Annotated in this window: 21 protein-coding genes and 1 pseudogene; all 22 read left to right on the forward strand. The window is 31.8% G+C overall.

The genetic code is table 11. The features are described from left to right. The first annotated feature begins 373 nt into the window (after positions 1-373). Positions 374-826, forward strand: a complete 453-nt coding sequence (locus CCC31_RS09435; protein ID WP_117910090.1) for an 8-oxo-dGTP diphosphatase — start codon at positions 374-376, stop codon at positions 824-826. A gap of 173 nt (positions 827-999) precedes the next feature. After that, positions 1,000-2,106, forward strand: a complete 1,107-nt coding sequence (locus CCC31_RS09440; protein ID WP_290851163.1) for a HigA family addiction module antitoxin — start codon at positions 1,000-1,002, stop codon at positions 2,104-2,106. Positions 2,107-2,210: 104 nt separating this feature from the next. Beyond that, a complete protein-coding gene (locus CCC31_RS09445; protein WP_290851165.1) occupies positions 2,211-2,432 on the forward strand; it encodes a hypothetical protein in 222 nt (73 codons plus the stop codon). 304 nt (positions 2,433-2,736) lie between these two features. Beyond that, a complete protein-coding gene (locus CCC31_RS09450) occupies positions 2,737-4,011 on the forward strand; it encodes a substrate-binding domain-containing protein (protein WP_290851167.1) in 1,275 nt (424 codons plus the stop codon). Positions 4,012-4,091: 80 nt separating this feature from the next. Further along, positions 4,092-5,600 (forward strand): sugar ABC transporter ATP-binding protein, encoded by a 1,509-nt coding sequence (locus tag CCC31_RS09455; RefSeq protein ID WP_022088107.1) that lies wholly within the window; start codon positions 4,092-4,094, stop codon positions 5,598-5,600. Positions 5,601-5,618: 18 nt separating this feature from the next. Beyond that, the gene (locus CCC31_RS09460) at positions 5,619-7,271 is read left to right on the forward strand and encodes a branched-chain amino acid ABC transporter permease (RefSeq protein WP_022088106.1); all 1,653 of its coding nucleotides are present in this window, start codon (positions 5,619-5,621) and stop codon (positions 7,269-7,271) included. 315 nt (positions 7,272-7,586) lie between these two features. Next, entirely contained in the window at positions 7,587-9,191 is a 1,605-nt protein-coding gene (locus tag CCC31_RS09465; protein ID WP_022088105.1) for a response regulator, read from the forward strand. 84 nt (positions 9,192-9,275) lie between these two features. Beyond that, on the forward strand, positions 9,276-11,165 hold the full coding sequence (locus CCC31_RS09470; protein ID WP_117910730.1) for a sensor histidine kinase: 1,890 nt from the start codon (positions 9,276-9,278) through the stop codon (positions 11,163-11,165). Next, positions 11,152-12,120: a substrate-binding domain-containing protein gene (locus CCC31_RS09475; protein ID WP_022088103.1), complete on the forward strand. Its 969-nt coding sequence runs from the start codon at positions 11,152-11,154 to the stop codon at positions 12,118-12,120. Before CCC31_RS09470 ends, CCC31_RS09475 begins: the two co-directional genes overlap by 14 nt. Then, on the forward strand, positions 12,113-13,141 hold the full coding sequence (locus CCC31_RS09480) for a galactose ABC transporter substrate-binding protein (protein WP_022088102.1): 1,029 nt from the start codon (positions 12,113-12,115) through the stop codon (positions 13,139-13,141). The genes CCC31_RS09475 and CCC31_RS09480 overlap by 8 nt, the downstream gene beginning before the upstream one ends. A gap of 5 nt (positions 13,142-13,146) precedes the next feature. After that, entirely contained in the window at positions 13,147-13,728 is a 582-nt protein-coding gene (locus CCC31_RS09485) for a DUF6553 family protein (protein WP_290851173.1), read from the forward strand. 107 nt (positions 13,729-13,835) lie between these two features. After that, entirely contained in the window at positions 13,836-14,456 is a 621-nt protein-coding gene (locus tag CCC31_RS09490; protein ID WP_118565657.1) for a methylated-DNA--[protein]-cysteine S-methyltransferase, read from the forward strand. Between the two features lie 300 nt (positions 14,457-14,756). Beyond that, positions 14,757-14,984, forward strand: coding sequence for a histidine kinase dimerization/phospho-acceptor domain-containing protein (locus CCC31_RS09495; protein WP_118565658.1), 228 nt, complete (start codon positions 14,757-14,759; stop codon positions 14,982-14,984). 293 nt (positions 14,985-15,277) lie between these two features. After that, the gene (locus CCC31_RS09500) at positions 15,278-17,710 is read left to right on the forward strand and encodes a cation-translocating P-type ATPase (RefSeq protein ID WP_022088098.1); all 2,433 of its coding nucleotides are present in this window, start codon (positions 15,278-15,280) and stop codon (positions 17,708-17,710) included. 271 nt (positions 17,711-17,981) lie between these two features. Next, positions 17,982-18,650, forward strand: coding sequence for a response regulator transcription factor (locus tag CCC31_RS09505; protein WP_290851176.1), 669 nt, complete (start codon positions 17,982-17,984; stop codon positions 18,648-18,650). Beyond that, positions 18,647-19,660, forward strand: coding sequence for a sensor histidine kinase (locus tag CCC31_RS09510; protein ID WP_290851178.1), 1,014 nt, complete (start codon positions 18,647-18,649; stop codon positions 19,658-19,660). The genes CCC31_RS09505 and CCC31_RS09510 overlap by 4 nt, the downstream gene beginning before the upstream one ends. 122 nt (positions 19,661-19,782) lie before the next feature. Then, complete coding sequence (locus CCC31_RS09515) at positions 19,783-20,550, forward strand: ABC transporter ATP-binding protein (protein WP_022088094.1); 768 nt, start codon at positions 19,783-19,785, stop codon at positions 20,548-20,550. Then, the gene (locus tag CCC31_RS09520) at positions 20,540-22,576 is read left to right on the forward strand and encodes an ABC transporter permease (RefSeq protein ID WP_147586314.1); all 2,037 of its coding nucleotides are present in this window, start codon (positions 20,540-20,542) and stop codon (positions 22,574-22,576) included. Before CCC31_RS09515 ends, CCC31_RS09520 begins: the two co-directional genes overlap by 11 nt. Before the next feature lie 292 nt (positions 22,577-22,868). Further along, positions 22,869-24,248 (forward strand): aminopeptidase, encoded by a 1,380-nt coding sequence (locus CCC31_RS09525; protein ID WP_022088092.1) that lies wholly within the window; start codon positions 22,869-22,871, stop codon positions 24,246-24,248. 283 nt (positions 24,249-24,531) lie between these two features. Continuing rightward, positions 24,532-25,293, forward strand: coding sequence for a tRNA threonylcarbamoyladenosine dehydratase (locus CCC31_RS09530; RefSeq protein WP_022088091.1), 762 nt, complete (start codon positions 24,532-24,534; stop codon positions 25,291-25,293). A gap of 15 nt (positions 25,294-25,308) precedes the next feature. Beyond that, the gene (locus CCC31_RS09535) at positions 25,309-26,466 is read left to right on the forward strand and encodes an ATP-binding protein (RefSeq protein WP_290851183.1); all 1,158 of its coding nucleotides are present in this window, start codon (positions 25,309-25,311) and stop codon (positions 26,464-26,466) included. A gap of 66 nt (positions 26,467-26,532) precedes the next feature. Beyond that, positions 26,533-26,619: pseudogene (locus tag CCC31_RS12715) on the forward strand (hydrolase); the annotation flags it as partial. Positions 26,620-26,677: the final 58 nt, after the last annotated feature.

The raw sequence follows: 26,677 nt of genomic DNA on the forward strand, positions 1-26,677 counted from the left end.
ATACCTTCTATATGTTTATTTGTATTTATTAGCAAATACAGTAAGCGGATAGGAGGTATTTTTAATTGTGTAACAAAAGGATATGGCTGCTTAAAAAATTATAAAAATCTTGAAGAAACGGACATAATGCAGAGAAATAATTTTGAAGAAACGGACATTTTGGACTAAAATAATCTTGAAGAAATTTATAAAAACAGGAAAATATTACAGGAAAAATAGAAAGATACAATATGTTTTATGAATCACTGTTGATAAGATGGTCAAATTATGGAAAGATGTATTTATATGATATTATAGAAATAAAGAATTATGAAGTTATGATAACCGTATTTTAACATAAATGTAACAAAGCATAAGGAATAGGAGCGTCAAAATGAGAACAGAACAGGTAACGCTAACAAATATGTGCATGGTATATGATGACAAAGGAAATGTACTTGTACAGGATAAGATAGATGAAAATTGGGGAGGCTTGACATTCCCCGGTGGTCACGTTGAAAAAGGAGAATCATTTGTAGATTCTGTTATACGCGAAGTATATGAAGAAACAGGATTAAAAATAGAAAATCCAAGAATTTGTGGGACAAAAGATTGGCCGAGAGAAGACGGTTCTAGATACATAGTTGTATTTTATAAAACAAATAAATTCAGCGGAACCTTAAAATCATCAGATGAAGGTGAAGTAAAATGGATGCCTTTAGAGCAAATGAAGAAAGAAAAAATGGCAAGCGATATGGACGACATGCTGAAAGTTTTTCTTCAAGATGATATCAGTGAATTTCACTATGTGGTTGAAGACGGCGAGTGGAGACATGAGTTGAAATAAAAATTACCTAAAAGGTAATAGAAAAGATGAATGGAGTATAAGATTAGGCAATACCAGATATAGGGTTACTATGATTCCTTGTGATAATGAAGGACAGGAAATCACGGAAGGCGATATCTTATCTCAATGTAAAATAATTAAAATTGTAAAAGTAACGGAGGTGTCTAACCATTATGAGTAATGTGAAAAAATACAAAGATATAGTGGCATTTCACCCAGGCTATTATATTGCTGACATTATCGAGGATATGGAAGTTAGTCAGGCTGAATTTGCTAAAAGAATGGGAACAACAGCTAAAACATTAAGCAAATTGATTAACGGTCAGGCTAATATATCAAATGATTTAGCAAAGAAACTATCAGTTATGATGGGAACAAGTGTAGAAGTATGGCAGAATTTACAAAATACTTATGATAGAAAGCTTATTGAAATGCAGCAGGCGAAAGATTATGATGAGCAAACTAAGATTGTAAAAGAGATAGATTATAGATATTTTGTTGATGTAGTTGATTTACCTATTACTAGAAATGTAAATGACAAAGTAGCTAATTTATGTAGATTTTTTAGAGTTTCAGATTTAAGAATCATGTTGCAACCGGATTTTTTAGTTAATTTTAGAACGAGTACGTCCTGCAATAATGAAAAAAATATTATTAATTCCAGAGCGTGGATTCAAACCGCAATAAATATATCAAAAAATATAAATACCAGTCCGTATGATGCACAGAAATTAAAAAGATATTTGCCGGAACTTAGAAGTATGACAGTTCAGAAACCAGAAGAGTTTTTGCCTAGAATGAAAGAAATTTTTGCAGATTGTGGTGTGGCTTTTGTACTATTGCCACATCTTAAAAATGCAGGTGTAAACGGCGCAGTAAAATGGATAAACGATGAGAGAGTAGTGCTGGCAATGAATAATAGAGGGTTGGATGCGGATAAGTTTTGGTTTTCATTGTTTCATGAAATAAAACATGTACTTCAACAGAAAATAAAAACGGTATTTATAAGTAGTACTATGGAAGAAATGATTGACATTAATAATAAATTAGAAAAAGAAGCGGATGAATTTGCAACTGATTATTTGATTTCTCCGTCAGATTATAAGAAGTTTTCACCTTCAAAATATACATCAGATAATGAGATAGTTGAATTTGCTAAAAAAATAGGGATACATCCGGGAATTGTAGCAGGCAGAATGCAACATGATGGAATAATACCACAAAATGGATGCTCAAAATTAAAAGAAAAATATATTATCGAAACTAAATATACAGCATAATTCTGTAGGAATGAAAATTAAAGTTTTCTAATTCTGAGAATAAATAAAAAAGAAACGGAAAAGTCCGTAAGTTAACGCTTAGAGGATTGTAGACCGTTTCTTTTTTGTGTAAATTTATTGAAAATATGGTAGCGAATGAAAATATCAAAAAATGTGAAAAAGACCTTAAAGATGTTACAATGATGGATATTTATGAGGTAGACACAGTAGTAAAAGCATGGCAGAAAGATGGGATGAGTGTAGAGGAATCTTGGAAATATGCGGAACAGATGAGAAGAAAACTTGAAGGTAAAGCTAAGAAAATGGGTAGGAATAGAATAAAATAGGAAAATTAATTTAATAACGAAATAGAAGTAGTGTATCAGAGATATAAACAAATGAGATGTGTTTCTGATATGCTATTTTTATTATATAAAGATGTTTTGGTCGAAAGCTAAGTAACATAAAATCCACATCAACAATAAAAACGATTTTAGTAAAAATATCTATAAAAATCATTAAAAAACAGTAAAATTTTGATATTTTATCTAAAAATATTCTATTTTTTTTAGGGACTATAAAATTTATAATAAATTTAGTCAATGAGACAGGAAAAAAAACGACAATATTAACAAATAGGAGGAATGTTTAATGAGAAAGTCAAAATTATTAACAGTTTTAGTAGCCGCAGTGCTCGGAGTATCAATGGTAGGTTGTGGAACATCTGGCGGAAGTTCAGGTGGCTCAGGTTCAGCTAGTTCAGTGGCAAATAAGGATAAACCATTATGTTGGTTTAACCGTCAGCCATCAAACAGCTCAACAGGTGAACTTGATACAACAGCACTTAATTTCAACAAAGATACATATTATGTAGGATTTGATGCTAACCAGGGTGCAGAACTTCAGGGACAGATGGTACTTGATTACATTAAGAAGAACATCGATAAAATTGATAGAAACGGAGATGGAGTAATCGGTTATGTTCTTGCAATCGGAGATATCGGACATAACGATTCAATCGCTCGTACATGTGGTGTTCGTTCAGCACTTGGAACAGCAGTTGAAAAAGATGGAAGCGTTGATTCATCACCAGCAGGAACAAATGTTGATGGAACATCAAAGGCTGTAAAGGATGCAACTTTAGAGGTTAACGGAAAGACATACACAATCAGAGAATTAGCATCACAGGAAATGAAGAACTCAGCAGGAGCAACATGGGATGCAGCAACAGCAGGAAATGCAATTGGAACATGGACAGCTTCATTCGGAAAGCAGATTGATGTAGTTGTTTCAAATAACGATGGTATGGGAATGTCAATGTTTAATGCATGGGCTAAAGATAACAAGGTTCCAACATTTGGATACGATGCAAATAGTGATGCAGTAGCAGCTATAGCAGAAGGATACGGCGGAACAATTTCACAGCATGCAGATGTTCAGGCATATCTTACACTTAGAGTTCTTCGTAACGCACTTGATGGTGTAGATATTGATACAGGTATAGGAACACCTGATGATGCAGGTAACTGCCTCACAAAGGATGAAGATTACAGATACAGTGAAGAAGAAAGATCATATTACGCATTAAACGTTGCTGTAACAGCAGATAACTATAAAGACTTTACAGATTCAACAAAGATTTATGACAAAGTTTCAAATCAGCTTGATTCAGGCAAGAGCGCAGAAAAGAAAGTATGGCTTAACATTTACAATGCATCAGATAACTTCCTTAGTTCAACATATCAGCCATTACTTGAAAAATACGATGATCTTCTTAACCTTAAAGTAGATTACATCGGTGGTGACGGACAGACAGAATCAAATATTACTAACCGTTTAGGTAACCCAAGCGAATATGACGCATTTGCAATTAACATGGTTAAAACAGATAATGCAGCTTCATATACATCAATTCTTTCAAAATAGAATTGTAAGTTTGGATAATTTAATAAGAAGGGTGGCAGATAAAGCCTCCCTTCTTTAAAAAAGAAAGAGGAAGTGTAGATATGGTGGAAGATAAGAATGAATACATCTTGTCGATTAATGGCATGAGTAAATCATTCGGCCGAAATAAGGTTCTGAAACATATTAATTTAAATGTTAAACCGGGATCAATAATGGGCCTTATGGGTGAAAATGGAGCAGGCAAATCGACAATGATGAAGTGTCTCTTCGGAACTTACCAAAAGGACGAAGGAACTATAATATTAGATGGCAGGGAAGTTAATTTTTCCGGACCTAAAGACGCACTTGAAAATGGAGTTGCTATGGTTCATCAGGAACTTAATCAGTGTCTCGAAAGAAGCGTTGTTGACAACCTGTTTTTAGGCAGATATCCTAAGAACTCATTAGGCGTGGTTGACGAAGGTAGAATGAAAAAAGAAGCTTCCGATTTATTTAGAAAATTAGGAATTACAGTTAATATGACACAGCCAATGAAGAAAATGTCTGTATCACAGAGACAGATGTGTGAAATTGCAAAGGCTATATCATATAACTCAAAAGTAATAGTACTTGACGAACCAACATCATCATTAACAGCACCTGAAGTAGAAAAGCTGTTTAAAATGATGAGACAGTTAAAGAGTCAGGGAATTTCATTAATATATATTTCACATAAGATGGATGAAATATTTGAAATATGTGATCAAATTTCAGTTTTACGAGATGGAAGTCTGGTAATGACAAAGGACAGTAAAGATACAAACATGAATGAACTTATATCAGCAATGGTTGGTCGTTCTCTTGATAACAGATTCCCACCTGTAGATAATGAACCGGGAGAAGTAATTTTCTCAGTTGAAAACTTGTCTACTAAGTATGCACCGAAACTTCAAAATATTTCATTTGACATAAGAAAAGGTGAAATATTTGGATTTTATGGATTAGTAGGAGCCGGTCGAACAGAACTCCTTGAAACTATATTTGGTATGAGAACAAGAGCAGCCGGTAATGTAATTTATGATGGAAAGATAATGAATTTTTCATCGCCTAAAGATGCCATGGATCATGGATTTGCTTTGATAACAGAAGAAAGAAAAGCGAATGGTCTTTTCCTTAAGGGTGACATTACATTTAATACAACGATTGCAAATATGAACCATTACAAGAGAGGCATTGCATTGTCAAAGGATGATATGGTTCGTGCAACTGCAGAAGAAATAAAGGTAATGCATACTAAATGTATGGGACCTGATGATATGATTTCAAATCTTTCAGGAGGAAATCAGCAGAAAGCCATATTTGGTAAATGGCTTGAACGTTCACCAAATGTATTTATGATGGATGACCCTACAAGAGGTATTGATGTTGGTGCAAAATACGAAATTTATGAACTGATAATTAACATGGCAAAGCAGGGAAAAACAATAATAGTTGTTTCATCTGAAATGCCTGAGATTTTAGGAATTACAAATCGTATTGGTGTTATGTCTAACGGACATCTTGCAGGAATAGTTAATACAAAAGAAACAAATCAGGAAGAATTATTAAGACTTAGTGCTAAATATTTGTAGAAGAGAGGAGTATTTGATATGGCAGAAAAAGGCGTTATTCTTTCAGCTGAGGAAGAAGAAAAACTTCTTAAGCCGATAGATGAATATGTAGGTAAAATACAAAGTCAGATTGACGAATTACGCGCAGATGGTTCTGATAAAGTCAGAAGTTTAAAGAATCATATTGCTATCGTAAAAGAAAATAAAAATTTAACTAAAGAAGAAAAAGCAAAAATTATTGAAAGTGATAAGAAGGCTTTAGAACAGGCAAAAGCAGTTGAAAATTCAAATAAAGATAAGGTATCAAAACTTATTGCCCAGGCTGAAGATTATCTTTCAAAGAATTACAACAGCCAATATTACAATAGAGTAGTAGCTAGTTGTGAAAGCGAAAAAATTGATGAAAAAAACAAGTATGAAAAGACTTGCGCTGAATTGAAGACAGAACATGAAAATGCTTTAAGCAAATTGTCTGATTCAGATGAAATTAAAGATGAAAAATATGTATATAAAAATAAATTGTATGATTCAAAAATGACTCACGAGTCAAAGTGTCAGGAAATTAAAGATAGAAAACATGATGCATTTATGCATAAGTATCATTTAATTGATTTATTGCGTACATCAAAATATACATTTGCTCAGAAAACAGAGCAGCGAATTGAAAATTATAAATATACTTTCAACTTGTCACAGTTCCTATATAAAAATGGTTTGTATATTGTTATCATTTTGATATTTATTGGGTTATGCGCAATTACTCCGGTTGTTAAAAATACTCAACTCCTTACATACACAAATATACTTAACATTTTACAGCAGGCATCACCTAGAATGTTCCTTGCCCTCGGTGTTGCAGGCTTAATCCTTTTGACAGGAACTGACCTCTCGGTTGGTCGTATGGTTGGTATGGGTATGGTTGCATCAACAATCATAATGCATAACGGCATAAACACAGGTGGCGTATTTGGACATATATTTGATTTTTCAAATATGGCTCCGAGCGCAAGAGCAATTTTAGCTTTAGTTGTTTGTATAATCCTTACAACATGTTTTGCAATGATAGCCGGATTCTTTATGGCTAAGTTCAAAATGCATCCGTTCATATCAACTATGGCCAACATGCTTATTATATTTGGTCTTGTAACTTACGCAACAAAGGGTGTTTCATTTGGTGCAATCGATGCAGCAATTCCAAATATATTTATTCCTCAGATTGGAGGATTCCCAACAATTATTTTATGGGCAATAGTTGCAATAGCAGTTGTTTGGTTCATTTGGAATAAGACAACTTTTGGAAAGAATTTATTCGCAGTAGGTGGAAACCCGGAAGCAGCAGCAGTTTCAGGTATTTCAGTATTCAAAGTAACAATGGGAGCTTTCATTCTTGCAGGTATCCTTTATGGATTTGGTTCATGGCTTGAATGTAACAGAATGGTTGGTTCAGGTAGTGCAGCTTATGGACAAGGATGGGATATGGATGCTATCGCAGCCTGCGTAGTAGGTGGTGTTTCATTTACAGGTGGTATTGGTAAGATTTCAGGTGTTGTAACAGGTGTTCTTATATTTACATCTCTTACATACTCACTTACAATCCTTGGTATTGATACAAACCTTCAGTTCATTTTCGAAGGTATCATCATTCTTGCAGCAGTTACTCTTGACTGTCTCAAGTATGTACAGAAGAAATAAAATAATGAAAAATATGTCATACGGATTGTTTCTTATAATACAAACTCCCACAATCCTGACATGTTAATAAATATTTTAATCATACGTTCAAAAAGTCGTTCTGATTATCTATAGGATAATGGGAACGGCTTTTGTCGTAACAAAAATGTTGACTTTTATATAAAATATTTTATTAGAATAGATTATTTGTTATAATAAATTGACAAAAGATAAAAGAAAAAAATAAAATTAAAAGAGGTCGATTTTCTATTAAATATATGAAGATTGCCTGAGAAAAATATTGCATTAAATTTAGAGTGAGATAAGGAAAGTATTATGGATAAATATAAAGTTATCCTGGTTGACGATGAGGCAGAAGTTATTGATGTTATTGAACAAAAAATAGCGTGGAATGAGTTAGGCTTTGAAGTTGTCGGAAGTGCAACAAATGGAGTAAAGGCATTAGAACTTGTCGAAAAAACTCAACCGGATGTTGTTATTACAGATATTAAAATGCCATATATGGATGGACTTGAGTTGTCCAAAAGGCTTAATGATGATTATAGAAATATTCACATAATTATATTTACCGGATTTGACGAATTTGAATATGCAAAAGAGGCAGTTCATCTTGAAGTTGAAGAATATATGTTAAAACCGATAAATTCTGACGAATTAACTGAATGTTTAAAGAGAGTAAAAAACTCACTAGATTTGGAAAGAGAAGAAAAATTAAATGTTCAAAAACTTGAAAATTATTTTAATGATGTACTCCCAATTCTTCAGACAAATTTGTTTGTTTCGTTGATTGAAGGAAGAGTTGATGAAGAAGAATATGTAAAATTTGTCGATTCCTATAAAATAGATTTAAAGGGCCCGTTCTATTGTTGTGTGGTTTTCCATACATCTACACATCATGTTCCTGAAAATATGGAACCCTTGCTATTATCAATGTCTGTAGAAAGAGAAATAAAGGAAAGAATTGCGAAAAAATTTAATTGCAAAGAATTTATTTATTTGGGGAATACAGTACTAATTGTTGAATTAAGCTCTAAAGAAAAAATGGTAGAGTTTACGGATATTTGTGATAAATTCTGCAAATGGGTTAACAGAGTTATTGGTGCTGTTGTTACAGCAGGTATAGGAAGAGTATGTGATAACATATTAAACATAAACAATTCTTATGAAGGAGCAAGAGAAGCAGTATCATACAGAGTTTTATATGGAACAAACAGGGCAATTAATATTGAAGAAATTGCACCTAACGAGCAGAACATGACTTTACAGTCAGAAGATTCTAAAATGCATGATTTGTTTAAAGCGATATATTTAGGAGACAACAAATCAATAGAAGATGCGGTTAGTAAAGAAATTGAAAAATTACATAAAAATGCAAATACTGTAAGTCAGTATAATTTAGTGATTATGGAAATGGTAGGGGCATTTTATAGATTTTGTGCCAATAATTTTATAGATTTTAATGACTTTTTAGGAGATATAAATAATCCTTACGAAAGGGTGCCTCAGATGGACGAAAGCACTTTGAAAAACTGGCTTATTAAATGTTCATTAGGAGTAAGTGAAAAATTAAAAAGTGTTCGAAACAGTAAATCCAGAAGTTTGGTTAATGATGCACAAAATATAGTAACAGACAGGTATATGGAACCTGATTTATCACTGGATAAAGTATGCTCTATAATGGGAGTATCAAATTCTTACTTTTCATCTGTATTTAAGAAAGAAGTAGGTAAATCATTTGTTACATATCTTACAGATTACAGAATGGATATCGCAGCCGGATTGATACTTGATACAAATGAAAAAAGCTATAAAATAGCTGAGCAGGTAGGATATTTAGATGCAAATTATTTTAGCTATGTGTTTAAGAAGAAATTCGGAGTATCTCCATCAAAGTACAGAAATGAGAGATTAAATAAATAATATAAAACAACGTGTAGCATGAAACAATCCGTAGTCATCAAAATCGGGGCTTTTGCCCCAAACATCATAATATATACAGGGAATATGGGAAGATTGAATAAAGTTAAAAAAAAAGAAAGCAAAAATGTAAAAATAAAAAGATTTCGAAGCTGGTTTCACCGTGGCGAATTTATTAGATTAGACATTCAATCTATTATCATGGCGGTCTTTACAACGTTAACAATAGTGACAACTATTGTTATGGGAATGCTTATTTATAATAGATTTAAAATTTCAAATAAAGAAACTTTAATATCAAGTACACAGGGAATTATAGACAGTATAGTAGATAAAATGGACTCTGACTTATTAAATATAAGACAGATTTCAAATGCTGCAAATTACAATATAGTTCAGCAATATGATGTTTCGAGTCAGGAGTTTAACAGACAGTTTAGTTTATTGTATGAAATTAATTCAGATAAGATTCAAAGTATGGCACTATATGACAATTCCGGAAATCTGATAGCATCAGAGCCTATAGCATCTGAAAAAGATAATGTTGATGTTAAAAGTCAGAGTTGGTTTAGTATGGCTAAAAGTGAAATTGAAAATATTCATTTTTCTATTCCTCATATACAGAATCTGTTTGAAGATGGTGCTTATAAATATTATCGGGTTGTGTCGCTGAGCCGTTCGGTGGATGTAAATGATGGGGAAAAGCCGGTAAGTGGAGTACTACTGGTGGATATGAAATATTCAATCATTGAAGAAACTTTAGATAGAATCAATAAAGATTCAAATGGAATTTATTATTATTTATGCGATTCAGATGGACAAATTATCTATCATCCTAGAATAACTGAGATAGACAGGGGTATTTTTAAGGAAAATAATAATAAAATGGCAAAATGTGAAGAAGGAATACATGAATTAGAGTTTAATGGACATAAAAATAATTATATAATAAGCAGTATTTCATACACAGGATGGAAGGTAGTAGGTGTAATTCCGGACAAGGTACAGACAGTGAGTATAAAGCAATTCAGGTATTATATAATTACGACTGTAATTATTTTAGTGATGATGCTTCTTGAGGTAAACAGAATTATATCAAGAAAAATATCAAGACCAATACTTAACCTGAATGAATCTGTTAAGGCGTATGAAGCAGGTGGAAAAAATGATATTTATATAGGTGGTTCATCGGAAATAAGACATTTAGGATATTCAGTGCGAAAATCATATGAACAGATAGAAGAGTTAATGCAGGAAATAATCAGGCAGCAGACTGAACTAAGAAAAAGCGAAATGGATGCATTGCAAAGTCAGATTAATCCGCATTTCTTATACAATACGCTCGAATCAATTACATGGATGGTTGAGGCAAATAAAAATAAAGAAGCTGTGTTTATGATATCAGAACTTGCTAAGTTATTGCGTATAAGTTTGTCTAAAGGAAGAACAATCATAAAAATATCTGATGAAATACAACACAGCAGAAGCTATATGAATATACAGATGGCAAGATATAAAGAACGATTTAAAATCAGATTTGAAATAGATGATGAAATTAATGACTATTGTATTGTGAAACTTGTTATTCAGCCATTGTTAGAGAATGCTATATATTATGGTGTAGGAAATATGGATATAGATGATGACGGTGAAATAATTGTCAGAGGTAAAAAGATAGATAATGAAATCTTTATAACCGTTGAAGATAATGGAATGGGAATGAGAGAAGAAGAGGTTGAAAATATTCTTAAGGATAATAATAAAACACCTAAACATGGTTCAGGAGTTGGTGTCATAAACGTTCATTCAAGAATTAAGCTAATGTTTGGCAATGAATATGGATTAAGTGTAGAAAGTGAAGCTGACGAAGGAACAAAGGTTACAATTCATATACCTGCAATTCCATATAATGAAAGTAATCTCACAAATTTAGAAAAACAAAATGTAGAAAGGAAGGTTGAAAATGAAAAAAAATAAAATAGCCTTTCTTATTGCAGAAATATTACTTTGTGTTATGGCAATATTTTTTATTACTAAAATATTTGACCAGAATACTCCTGAAAAAAAAGTGGCAGTAATTATACCAAATTCAGGAGATAAAAATTGGGAGGCACTTATTAAAGGACTAAAAGATTCAGCTAAGGCAAATGAAATACATTTAATAATATGTAACACAGATGATATTGAGGAAGTAGAAGATGAAATCGAATTAATAAATGAGCAGAAGCAAAATAATATAGATGGGTTTATTATTTGCCCTGCACCAGGAAGCGATACGAGAACACAATTAAAAAATGTATGCGGCAAAATACCATTCATGTTAATTACAGAAGATGTTTTTATGAGTGGGAATGGTGGTGAATCAGGCTATCCGGTAATAAAACCTAATCACTACAATATCGGATATGAGATAGGAAAAAGACTGATAGCAGATTCAGGCGAAAAAGAAAATAAGAAAGCAGGCATTGTTTTTGCCCAGTATGCGAAAGAAGAAACCATTGACAAATATAAAGGATTTTGTGATGCCATAGAAGGGACTAACATAGATATAGGTTGGACATATAATGGTAAAACGGAGCAGGATATTTGTGATGTTGTAAATGGCAAGGATAAAGTAGATTATTTAGTTATTATGGATAATTATTCTTTAGATGACTTAGGCGAAAAAAGTGATAATGGAATATATAACGGAGCGCAGATATATGGTATTGGAAATAGTATGAAATCATTAAATTTGCTTCAGCATGGCAATGTAAAATGTCTTATTATTCCTGATGGATATGAGATTGGATACAATAGTGTAAAAGAAATAAGTAAGAAAATTAATAATTCATTTTACACCATGAAAGGCTATGATGTTGATTCAAAAGAACTTTATCAAAATGATTTATTTTCTAATGAAATAGAAAGGTTTTTGTATTCTTATGAATAAAAGAATTGTTAGTTTAATAATGGCATTTGTATTGATTTACAATTTTACAGGATGTCAGAAAAAAGAAAAAAATTTTAATGAAACACTTAGGGTAGGTGTTGTAACATACACGCAGGATGATCCATTCATAAATGCAATGACACAGGAACTTAAAGATAATCTAAAGTCAATGGAAAATGATAATTTTAGAATAATAGTGTCTGAAAAAAATGGAGATGATAGTCAGCGTGATCAGGATGAAGTTGTTGAGGAAATGATTGATGCAGGTTGCGATATAATGTGTGTTAATTTAGTTGACAGAACAGCTCCGGGTAAAATTATTAAACTGGCAAGACAGAATAATATTCCAATTATTTTCTTTAACAGAGAACCGGTAAAAGAGGATTTGATGCAATGGAACAAATTATATTATGTTGGGTGTGATGCAGAACAGTCAGGAGTAATGCAGGGACAGATTGCAGCAGATTATATAAAAGCGAATAAAAATGTAGATAAAAATAATGATGGAAAAATACAATATGTTTTGCTAGAGGGTGAGGCCGGGCATCAGGATGCAATAAGCAGAACAGACTGTTCAGTAAAAACAATTATTAATAATGGAATTAATTTAGAAAAACTTAGTTACCAATTTGCTGATTGGAACAGAGGACAGGCAGAAAATAGAACGACACAGCTAATAGATCAGTATGGCAACAATATAGAAATGATTATTTCAAATAATGATGAGATGGCGATTGGTGCAGTGGAAGCTTATAAAAAATCAGGTTATGGCGAGGATGAATGGCCTATTATATGTGGAATAGATGGACTTAATGATGCATTAATTGCAGTAAAAGAAGGTCAAATGCAGGGGACTGTGTACAACGATAAGGAAGACCAGTCTATGGAAATAGCAAAATTAGTTGTGGATATTTTTAAAGGAAATGATTTGAAAAAACACAACTTGGATAGTGGGAAATATTATGTATCCCAATATAAAAAAGTTGATATTAATAATGTAGATGATTTTATAAGTAGATAATAAATATGGAGAAAAACGGAAATATGCAGAATACATGGATAGAAGAATTTTATAATGAAACAAATGCAGACAACAGACTTAGAATATTAAATGATAATAAAGATAATAGTGAACTTGATTCATTTAGAGAAAAATTATGGATTGCAAGATATGGAAAAAGGAAACCTAAAAAAGATAAATTTGTTGGATACCTCATGGAAATGAAATATTTATCTGATGGTAATTCTGTAGATATTAGTGGAAGCAAAAGAAAGCAGTTGTATGAAATAATTAATGGCTTATGTTTATTGAATTCAGATGAAATACAGGATGAAAAGCGTGAAATTTTGTTTTTGGAACTTAAAAATGTATTTTTTAAATTTATAGAAGTAAGTAAAAATGGAAGAGGATTTACGTCAGCAGTTTTTGGAATGGGACAGTTATCAGATGAAGGAATAGCAAAAAAAATCGCTGAACAAATAAGTGCGATTGCATTTTCCACTCCACATGCATTTAATTTAGATAAAGAATTTTCTATTTTGCAAAAAGCCGCATTGGTAGCGTACAGAGAAAAGTATCCTAACAGAGAACATTTTCTTACGAAATAATTTTGAAAGTGTGGAATAATATAAAATTTTATAGTGTTAAATAGCAAATAAAAATGAAGCTACAAGAAAAAAAGAGTTTAAGATTAATCATAAAGAGGAAAAAGATATTGAGAACAAGACAGGAAGCAGTAGAATTTGGTTTGACATTTAAAGATACATATGTAGAAACACCATTTAGAGATACTAATTGGCAGCTTGTAAGAGTAAAGAAAAGCAAGAAGGCATTTTTATGGATATATGAAAGAGATGGATTTATCAACTTAAATATAAAAGTTAACCCTGAATGGAGAGATTTTTGGAGAGAAACCTATAAATCTGTAATTCCCGGATATCATCAAAATAAAGAACATTGGAGTACAATAATTCTTGATGGAACTGTTCCCGAAAAAGAAATAAAGAGAATGATATCTGAAAGTTATGATATTATCACAGACAGCCCGACAAAAAGAATTTATGAGGCGGTTAAGAAAATCCCAAAAGGTCATGTGGCAACTTACGGAAGAATTGCAGAAATGGCAGGCGAACCTAAAATGGCAAGAGCAGTTGGAAATGCACTTCATAAAAATCCGGACCCGGATAATATTCCATGTTTTCGTGTAGTTAATTCTAAAGGAGAATTGGCAGGAGAGTTTGCTTTTGGTGGAAAAGGAGCTCAGGCAAAATTACTTGAAGCCGATGGGGTTGAAGTAGTAAATGGAAAAGTTGATTTAAAGAAGTATGGAATATAGGGTATTTAAAGTAGTATAGGTATATGGGCATTTATAAAAGTATGGAAAATGGAGATTAAAAAAAGTATTGAATATAAGGGATAAAAGAGTATGGAATATTTTTATCTTCATACTTTCTGCAAAGGCGGTCGGGGCACCGTATTCGTCCCATAGGTTCAGTATAATTATAAGTCAAATCAAGATAAATAAATAATCTTCAGAAATTGAAAGTGTATAAAAATCTTCAGCAAAAAAATCAAAGAATTAGATATAAAAATTTCTTATTTAAAATTTAAAGATATTACATCTTATCATGAAGAATTGCAGAAGATTAATGAGAAACTTAAAAGTGCAGAAAAAGAAAGTCAGGCAAAGACAGACTTCTTATCAAATATGTCTTATGAAATAAGAACTCCTATGAATGGAATTATAGGTATGTTAAGTCTTGCGAAAGCTCATAAAGTTAATCCAAATCTTGTTGATGAATATTTGAATAAGGCAGAAAATTTATCACAGTTTTTATTAAGAAAGTATCTATTGCCACTGTAAAAAAAGTAGTAGTTTATATTAATTTTATTACATTAATAATTCTATATTAAGTCTTACAACCATATTATTTAAAAAAAGTAACATAATTTTAATAAATTCTTTACGATATTAACTAAAAAAATTGGTAAAATATTGTTATAAAATGATATCGAGGTTAAAAACACGACTTTGATGCTTACGGATTGTTCTGTGTTACGAACTCTTACAATCCGTCAAAAGTCATTCGCCCACTTATGAATAGATATATGTGGGCTTAGATTTTTAGAACATGGCATTATAATCTAGGAGCGTATATGAAGGATAAAGAATTTAGAAAAAATAAAGAACATCGTGAACGTGTGCAAACTAACAGATACATGGCTGACGTTAATAATGGATTAAACAGACAACAGGTTGAAGAATATACTAGAAATGGCTGGACAAATGAACCGGTTGATCCACCATCAAAATCTGTACAGGAAATAATACAAAGTAATGTATTTACGTATTTTAACTTAGTATTTGCGGTACTTGCTGTATTATTAATTGTGGCAGGTTCTTTTAGAAATCTTACATTTTTACCGGTTATCATTGCTAATACATGCATTGGTATTTTTCAGGAAATAAGAGCAAAAAATACTTTGGACAAGCTTTCGGTATTAAATGCACCAAAGGCAGTAGTTGTTCGTGACGGACAAAAATGGGAGATTCCTGCAGAAGAACTTGTTCTTGATGATATTGTACTTTTTAAGGCAGGCAATCAGATATGTGCTGATGCCATCGTAGTTGAAGGTGAGGTCTCAGCAAATGAATCATTACTTACAGGTGAATCTGATGAAATAACAAAGAAACCGGGGGATCTATTAATGTCAGGAAGCTTTGTTGTTTCAGGAGAGTGTTATGCAAGACTTGATAGAGTAGGCGAAGATTCCTATATATCAAAACTTACATTAGAAGCAAAGGCAATGAACCACGAAGAACAGTCAGAAATGATTCGTGTTTTAGACAAATTAGTAGGAGTTGTAGGTATTATAATTATACCGATTGGAGTATTGCTTTTTGGACAGCAGTTTATATTTGCGAAAGCATCATTTAGCAAGAGCATTACTTCTATGGTAGCTGCAGTTATAGGAATGATTCCGGAAGGTTTGTATTTGCTTGCAAGCGTGGCATTAGTTGTAAGTGTAATGCGACTTGCATCGAAAAAAGTTCTTGTGCATGATATGAAGTGCATTGAAACTTTAGCAAGGGTAAATGTTTTGTGTGTAGATAAGACAGGAACTATAACTGAAAATACAATGGAAGTTAACGGTACAGTTCCAATGGACGGATATGATAAAGAAAATATGCCATCTATTAAAGAAATGCTTAGTGATTTTGCGGCAGGAATGTCAAGTGATAATATAACTATGGAAGCAATTAAGAATTATTTTAATTCTCCATCAGGAAAAAAGGCAGTATCAATAAGTTCATTTTCGTCAGAATTTAAATATTCAGGTGCAGCATTTGATGATGCAAATTATGTTTTAGGCGCACCGGAATTTGTCCTTAGAGATGACTATGAAAAATATAAAGAAGAAATAGAAAATTACAGTAGTGAAGGATATAGAGTACTTGTATTTGGAAAATATGATGGCGAAATAAATGGAAAAGAACTGACAGAAAAGGTTGTACCTATTGCTCTTGTATTTTTGTCAAATCCAATAAGAGAAGAGGCACCTGAAACATTTAATTATTTTGCGAATCAGGGTGTTGAAATAAAAGTAATTTCCGGTGATAATCCTATTACAGTGTCGCAGGTAGCACAACAGGCAGGAATTGAAAATGCTGAAAAATATATAGACGCAACAACGCTTGAGAGTGAAGAAGACATTCAGGAAGCAGTGCTTAGATATACAGTATTTGGACGAGTTACACCAAACCAGAAAAGACAGTTCGTGCAGGCACTAAAGAAAGCAGGAAGAACTGTTGCAATGACAGGGGATGGTGTAAACGATGTGCTTGCATTAAAAGATGCGGATTGCTCTGTGGCTATGGCATCAGGTAGTGATGCGGCAGCACAGGCATCTCAATTAGTATTGCTTGATTCAAATTTTGCATCAATGCCTTCAGTTGTATTAGAAGGAAGAAGAGTTGTAAACAATATAGAGCGTTCAGCAAGTTTATTTTTAGTAAAGAATATATTTTCATTTTTGTTGTCACTGTTTTCAGTGTGCTTTATGATAAATTATCCGTTAGAGCCATCGCAGGTTTCGCTTATCAGTATGTTTACAATAGGAATTCCGGCATTCTTCTTAGCATTGCAACCGAATAAAAACATTATACAGGGTAGTTTCCTGACGAATGTCTTAATAAAGGCACTTCCGGCGGGAATTACAGATGTGTTGGTGGTTGGAGCACTGGTTGTATTTGGACAGGTATTTGAAGTAAACGAGACGGATATATCTACAGCATGCACTATGCTTTTATCGATAGTTGGATTTATGATTTTATACAATATAAGTAAACCTATGAACACACTTCGCTGGTGCGTATGGGGAGGAAGCATAATCGGACTATTATTGTGCAGCATATATTTAGGTGATTTATTTGCAATTAGAGGAATGTCAACAAAATGCATTATGCTGTTTGTTGTATTTGCAATTGTTACTGAACCAATGATGAGATATGGAACAATGATAATTGAAAAGATTGGAAAAAGAATAACAAGAAGAATAGAAAAAAGAAAAAAAGAAAAAATGCTATAAAACTAAAGGTACGAATACTGAGCTGCTTAATGTTAGCTCAGTATTATTTTTATGTGTAAACTATAATAACCTATATAAAATAAGAGGTAAAATACTGTATTTATTAGATATGAGGGTATATAATAAACAAAAATGTTAGTATATGGTTAGGAGTAAAATATGGATATATTTGATATTGCTGGACCGATAATGGTGTGTCATTCCGGTTTTCATACAGCAGGTGCGGTTACTGAATCGGCAAAGAATTATTTAAAATAAATAAGGGGTAAAAATGTCAAAGAAAAAAATATTAATTATAGAAGACGAAAAAACTATTTGCCGGGAGCTAACAGAGCTTCTGACAAATGAAGGTTATGAAGCAGAGTATTTAGAGCAATTTGATAATGCGAAGAATGATATATTAGAGAAAAATTCAGACTTATTATTGCTAGATATAAATATTCCGGGAATAAATGGAGAAATGCTGCTTCGTGAAATAAGAAAAACATCGGATGTTCCAATTATTATGGTTACAAGCAGAACAGGTGAAACAGATGAAGTCCTGTCTATGAGTTATGGAGCAGATGATTACATAACAAAGCCATACAACCCAACAATTTTGTTGTTAAGAATTGCAGCCATATTAAAGAGAGCGGACAGTGGAAAAAATATTGCAAATTACAAAGATGCTCAGGTAAATTTTAGTAAAGGAACAATAAGCAGAAATGGGCAGGAGCTGGTTCTTACAAAGAATGAAATGATTATTTTCCAGATGCTTCTTAATAATAGAAACCGTATTGTATCTAGAGATGAGTTAATGACTGATTTGTGGGATAACAATGAATTTGTAAATGATAATGCACTTACTGTAAATATTAGCAGATTAAGGGGAAAACTGACAGAGATAGGATACGAAGATGTAATAGAAACAAGAAAAAAACAGGGGTATTGTTTAACATGAAGTTTGGCAAATATATAAAAGACAATAAAATATCAATAGTAATATGGATAGCATTTTTGTTAATTACATTTTTGATATTTTCCATATTTAAAATAAAATTTGAAGCCATAGTAATGTATGTAACGCTATGGCTATTTGCATTTACATTTTCTATATTATGGGATTTTTTTAGAAAAAAGAAATATTATGATGAACTTATAAAGAATACGGATGGGCTTGATAAAAAGTACTTTATATGTGAAACCATCAGGAAACCGGATTTTTATGAGGGCAAAATTCATTATCAGGTTTTGCAGGATATAAATAAATCAATGATAGAAAATGTTAAAATTTATGAAAACAGTGTTAATGATTTTAAGGACTACGTGGAAATGTGGGTTCATGAGGTCAAACTTCCAATAGCAAGTCTTAGACTCATGTGTCATAATGACAAAATGGATAAAAAATACGTAGAACAAATTAAAAGAATTGATGACTATACGGAACAGGTCCTTTATTTTGTTAGGTCGGAAAATGCAAAAGAAGATTATAAATTTACAAAAGTTTCGTTACAGTCTTTAATAAAAAATGTGGCAATGAAAAATAAAGACCTGATTCTTGAAAATGGAATAAATTTTTCTGCCAACGATGTCGAAAACGAAGTAGTTACAGATAACAAATGGATGGAATTTATAATCAATCAGATAATGAGTAATTCATTTAAATACATGAAAGACCATGGCGAAAAAGAATTAAAAATATATAGTGAAAAAAGTGAAGAGGGAGTTGTACTGCATATCCTAGACAATGGAATTGGAATACCAAAAAGAGATTTATCACGTGTATTTAACAAGTCATTTACAGGAGAAAATGGAAGAAAATATGCAAAATCAACAGGAATGGGTCTCTATATTGCGAAAGGACTGTGCGAGCAGCTTGGACATAAAATAGATATTGAATCGGAGGAAGGAAAATACACTGAAGTCAGAATAACATTTGGAAAGAATGATTATTTTGACACGGTGGTTTAGGAAAATAATTTAAAATGGTAACATTACAAAATTGTAATGTTATGTAATATTAAAAAAACGACTAATATGTGTTTTTCATATAAAATTATGTCAGTATAAAAAATGTGAAAGGAGATTTAAATATGGAAAGCATATTAAGAATCGAACAAATAGAAAAATATTACGGAAACAAATTAAATCTTACAAAAGCAATAGACAATATTTCATTTGACGTGGATGAAGGAGAATTTGTTGCCATAATGGGAGCTTCAGGAAGTGGAAAAACAACTTTACTTAACTGTATTTCTACAATTGATAAGGTGACAAGCGGACATATATTTGTAGGCGGTGAAGACATAACAAACTTAAAAGGCAACAAGTTAAATAAATTTAGAAGAGAAAAGTTAGGATTTATTTTTCAGGACTTTAATTTACTTGATACATTAACAGCTTATGAAAATATTGCTTTGTCATTATCAATCCAGAATGTACCCGCAACAAAGATTGACGAAGCAGTAAAAAAAGTTGCAACACAACTTGGAATAGAAGAAGTTTTAAATAAGTACCCATACCAGATGTCAGGAGGTCAGAAACAAAGAGTTGCTTCATCAAGAGCACTTGTTACAAATCCTGAATTAATATTAGCTGATGAACCAACAGGAGCATTAGACTCAAAGTCAGCAAAGATGTTACTTGAAAGATTTTCGCACTTAAATAAATATTATAAAGCTACAATTTTAATGGTAACTCATGATTCATTTACAGCAAGTTATGCATCAAGAGTAATATTTATAAAAGATGGAAAAATCTTCAATGAATTAAATAGAGGTGATGATACAAGAAAGGAATTTTTCGATAAGATTATCGATGTAGTTACTTTGTTAGGAGGTGACTTAAGCGATGCTCTATAAATTATCATTTCAAAACATTAAAAAAAGTATGAAAGACTATGCAATCTATTTTTTTACTTTGATATTAGGTGTTGCAATATTTTATATATTTAATGCAATAGAAACACAGTCGGCAATGTTAAAAATTTCAAATGACACAAGGGAAATAGTCAAATTATTAACACAGATTATGTCATGGGTTAGTGTGTTCATTGCATGTGTATTAGGATTTCTTGTAATTTACGCAAGCAGATTTTTAATGAAGAGGCGTAATAAAGAGTTTGGCCTTTATCTGGTATTAGGAATGGGAAAGAGAAAAGTTTCGTTGATTCTATTCTTTGAAACATTAATTATCGGAATTATTTCATTAGTAGTCGGAATAATTATTGGAATAGGAGCTTCTCAGTTTACAAGTTTTCTGGTAGCAAGTATGTTCCAGGCTGACATGTCAAAATATCAATTTGTATTTTCAAGTCAGGCTTGTATAAAGACCATTTTAAATTTTGTATTGATATATGTAATTGTAATTATATTTAATACTTTTAGTATTAATAAATGCAAATTAATTGATTTATTTCAGGGTAATAGAAAGACTGAGAAAATTAAATTAAAAAATCCTATTATCTGTGGAATTATTTTCGCCATTTCTATTGTAATGCTTATAATAGCATATTATAACGTTACTGCAGGATACAGTAAAATAACAAACGGAAAACAGTTAGCAATTTATATTGTAATGGGATGTGTTGGTACATTTCTATTTTTCTGGTCAGTTTCGGGATTATTACTTAAAGTTGTTTCATCAATGAAAGGAATTTATTATAAAGGATTAAATACATTTACTTTCAGACAAATGAGCAGCAGGGTAAATACGAATGTATTTTCAATGACAATAATAAGTTTAATGTTATTTATTACAATTTGTGTACTCTCAAGTGGGTTATCTATTAGGAATTCATTAAATGATAGTTTAAAGCAGGGAGTACCGGCTGATATTAACTTTAATAAAGTTGTAAATTTAAGCAAAGAAGACGGATATGGTAAGAAGGAAGTTGAAAGTTCTAATAAGAGTATTTTTCAGTTTTTTGAGGAAAACGGTTATAATATTGAACCATATTTAAAGGAATATGTAGATTTATATATTTATCAGTCAGAAAATGTTACATTGAATGACACATTAGGAAACAATGATGAAAAGGATGATTCTCCGACAATGCTTGAGGTACCGGAGAACATTGTAAAAGTTAGCGATTATAACAGACTTGCAAGATTTTACGGAAAAGATACTATTGAATTAAATGATGATGAGTATATTGTTTTATGTGACTATAGTCCAATGATAAAATTAAGAAATAAATCGTTAAAGGCAGGAGTGAAAATTAATGTATTTGGTAATGAATTAATACCAAAATACAAGGAATGCCAAGAAGGTTTTATAGAAATGTCAGGAAATCCTTCAAATACAGGAATAATAATTGTTCCTGATGGCATAGTTGATGAAAATCATAAAATAAGAGAATTTATTGCAGCTAACTATTCTATGGATGATAAGAAAGAAGTAGAAAAATTTGAACAGAAAGTAGAAAAGATTTATGATGAGACTAGATGGAATTATATGGTACCAATGGTTAATACTAAAAATAATATTATAGACAGTGCAGTTGGTATTGGAGCAATAGGTGCATTTATAGGTCTTTACATTGGAGTTATTCTTCTGATATCAGGTGCAGCAATTCTGGCTTTGAAAGAATTATCAGAAAGTGCAGATAATGTGGAAAGATTTAGAATGATTAGAAAACTTGGTGCAGATGAGAAACAGATTAATAAGGCATTGTTCAGACAGACAGCTTTGTTTTTCATATTCCCATTAGCACTTGCAATTGTTCATTCGATATTTGGAATGATGTTTTCAAAACAAATACTTGATTTTATTGGAACGAAAATGATTGGACCATCAATTGGTATGACAGCAATAATTTTACTTGTAATATATGGTGGATATTTCTTAATATCATATTTCTGCAGTAAAAATATAATAAAGGAATAATTGGTGTTTGTTTAATATATAAATATTATTTCATACACATATTTGATATTTTGTTTTTATAAAATAAAGGAGGACGTCGCTAAAACAACGCCCTCCTATTATTATTTATAAAAGAGTTATGACTTTTGAATATATTTTTTTTAATAATATATCGCTGAAATAATGTTAATTATAAAAAAGGGGATAGTGCTTTATATTGACTTGTATAAATAATTCTTCTAAAATGGTGGCAGAATAAAAATAGAAAAAGATTTAAAAGTCTTGAACATAGATTTGGAAAGGAATGAGCAATATGGAAAGAAAAAATGCATGGAAGACATATGATGAAGCACAGATGAAAGAATTACAGCAGTTAAATGCAGATTACATTAATTTTTTGTCAGAGTGTAAAACTGAGAGAGAATGTGTAAAAGACACAGTAAGAAGAGTAGAAGAAAAAGGATATATAAGTATTGAAAAGGCGATGGAAGAAAATAAAACTTTACAGCCGGGCGATAAAATTTATGCTGTATGCATGAATAAGACAGTTGCTTTATTTAACATAGGAAATAAGCCACTTGAAAAAGGAATGAATATTTTAGGTGCTCATGTGGATTCTCCAAGAATGGACATAAAGCAGAATCCTTTATATGAAAAAGAAGGAATGGCATATTTAGATACTCACTATTATGGTGGAATTAAAAAATATCAGTGGGTTACACTTCCTTTAGCAATACATGGTGTTATTGTAAAAAAAGATGGAACAACAATTGATGTAAATATAGGAGAAAAACCGGAAGACCCTGTATTTTGTGTAACAGATTTACTTATTCATCTTGCATCTGCCCAGATGGAAAAGAAAGCTGCTAAGGTAGTTGAAGGTGAAAATCTTGATATATTAATTGGAACAATTCCTTTAAATGATGAAGAGAAGGAAGCAACAAAGAAAGGCGTTTTAAAGATTTTAGAAGAACAGTATGAAATGGAAGAAGAAGATTTCATGTCAGCTGAACTTGAAGTAGTGCCTGCAGGCAGAGCAAGAGAAATGGGATTTGACAGAAGTATGATTATGTCATACGGTCAGGATGATAGAGTTTGTGCATTTACATCTTTAATTGCAATGCTTGACATGGAAAGCGTAGATAAAACATCATGCTGCCTTTTAGTAGATAAAGAAGAAATCGGAAGTGTTGGTGCAACAGGTATGCAGTCAAGATTCTTTGAAAACACAGTAGCTGAACTTCTTAATTTAACAGGAGAATATAGTGAAATTAAACTTAAAAGATGCCTTGCAAACAGCAGAATGTTATCATCTGATGTAAATGCTGCATTTGATCCTTTATACGCAGACGTATTCCAGAAAAACAGCTCATCATTTATGGGCAAAGGTGTTGTATTTAACAAATTCACAGGACGAGGCGGAAAATCAGGTTCTAATGATGCAAATGCAGAATATTTAGCTGATTTGCGAAAGATTATGGATGATAATGGTGTTAATTTCCAGATGGCGGAACTTGGAAAAGTTGATGCAGGCGGTGGCGGAACAATCGCTTATATTATGGCATTATATGGAATGGAAGTTATTGACAGTGGTGTGGCAGTATTAAGTATGCATGCCCCATGGGAAGTAACAAACAAGGCAGATGTATATGAAGCATACAGATGCTACAAAGCATTTTTAAAGGACGCATAGAAATAAAGTTGTTTATATTTAAAGATGTTAGGAGCAAAAACCCCTTACTTTGATGAAATTTATTTGAAAATTCAAATACAGGTTTTTATATAACAATTACCAATTTTATAGTACAATAATAAGCTGTGGTTTTATGATTTAGACATATAAGACCGCAGCTTATTATTCGTTGACAAAAATATTATGCAATTTTATAATAATCCTATTATAACAGTAGGAAAAAAGAAATGAATTTCTTATTGAATAAATGAGAAAATACAATAGAAAGATAGAGAGATAAAATATGTTAAATCAGTTTTCAAGAACAGAACTTTTATTTGGAAAAGAAGCGATGGAAACATTGGCAAATAAGAGAGTAGCAATATTCGGTATAGGTGGTGTCGGTGGCTATGTATGTGAAGCACTTGTACGTAGTGGAGTTATGCATTTTGACCTTATAGATGATGATAAAGTCTGCCTTACTAATTTAAACAGACAGATTATTGCTACAAGAAAGACTGTAGGTAAATATAAAACTGAAGTTATGAAGGAAAGAATTTTAGAGATTAATCCTGACGCAGAAGTACAGATACACAATTGTTTCTTCCTTCCTGAAAATGCAGATGAATTTCCGTTTGACAAATATGATTATATTGTAGATGCGGTAGATACTGTTACGGCAAAGATTTCTTTGGTAATGAAAGCTAAAGAATTAAATATACCTATTATAAGTTCAATGGGAGCAGGAAATAAATTAGACCCTACAATGTTTAGGGTTGCAGACATTTACAAGACAAAAGTCTGTCCATTGGCTAAAGTTATGCGTCGTGAATTAAAGAAGCGCGGAGTTAAGAAGTTAAAGGTAGTTTATTCAGAAGAAATGCCAAAGAGACCAATTGAAGATATGGCAATAAGTTGTAAAACTCACTGCATTTGCCCACCTGGAGCTAAGCACAAATGCACGGAAAAAAGAGACATTCCGGGAAGTGTAGCATTTGTTCCTTCAGTTGTGGGATTAATTATCGCAGGAGAAGTATTAAAAGATTTGGCACAGATACAAAGGTAATATGGGAGATTATATATGAGTGTTTCAATAGAACAGTTAAAATCCATGAACGAAGATGAATATCAGTTAATAGATATGAGAAATGAATCAGAGATTGCACACGGAGAAATTCCTGGAGCAATAGTTATTCAGGCAGACAAAATAGAAAATAGTGAATTAGTTGATAAATCAAAAAAATTAATTATTTGCTGCAGCAGAGGACAAAATAGTATAGAGGTAGCAGAAAATCTTGTGGAAAAAGGATATGATGCTGAAAGCCTTGAAGGTGGGTATGTTGCATGGCTTTTAGATATGATGAAACAGCAGGAAGCAGAGGATATAAGCAAAGATGTTGAGCAAAGCCTTCGTAAGAAGTTTAAGAAAAAAATCTGGTGCAAATTTACAAAAGCAATTAATCAGTATGAACTTGTAAAAGAGGGAGACAGAATAGCGGTATGTATTTCAGGTGGAAAAGACTCAATGCTTATGGCTAAACTTTTTCAGGAATTAAAACTTCATAATAAATTTAAATTTGATGTTAAATTTTTAGTTATGGATCCGGGATACAGCCCGGCTAACAGAAAAGTCATAGAGGAGAATGCAAGAAAGTTAAACATACCTATTCATATATTTGAATCAGATATATTTGAGTCAGTTTTTAATGTGGAAAAATCACCATGTTATTTGTGTGCAAGAATGAGAAGAGGACATTTATATCATTTTGCTCAGGAATTAGGCTGTAATAAGATTGCTTTAGGACATCATTATGACGATGTAATAGAAACAATTCTTATGGGAATGCTTTATGGCTCACAGATTCAGACAATGATGCCAAAACTTTATAGTACAAATTTTGAGGGAATGGAATTAATCAGACCATTATATCTTGTAAGAGAAGATGATATTAAGGCGTGGAGAGATTATAATAATTTAAGATTCATCCAGTGTGCATGCAAATTTACCGATACATGTACTACCTGCAATAATGAAGAAAACAGATCTAAGAGAGTTGAAATTAAAGAACTTATAAAAACATTGAAGCAGACAAATCCATATGTAGAAGGAAATATTTTTAAGAGTATAGAAAATGTAAATTTAGATACGGTTGTTGCATATAAAAAAGATGGTGTTAAACATCATTTCTTAGATACATATGATCTCCCGAAAAACAACGGAGAAAAAAAGGATGAATAAGAAGAAAATAGAAACAGCTTTCATAAAATCAATTCCAATAATGTGCAGTTACTTATTTGTAGGAACGGCATTTTACATGATTTCGATTTTGAAATGTATCCGGAGGAACATTGCATAAAAGAACAGGAAATAATGAGAGAGCGTGGAGCAGATATGCTTGGTTGGACATTGGATGATTTGATAACACAGACAATAGAAGCATTAAAAACAT

Source organism: Eubacterium sp. LMAG:50, from assembly GCF_008680265.1.
GTDB classification, from domain to species: Bacteria; Bacillota; Clostridia; order Lachnospirales; family Lachnospiraceae; genus Eubacterium_U; species Eubacterium_U album.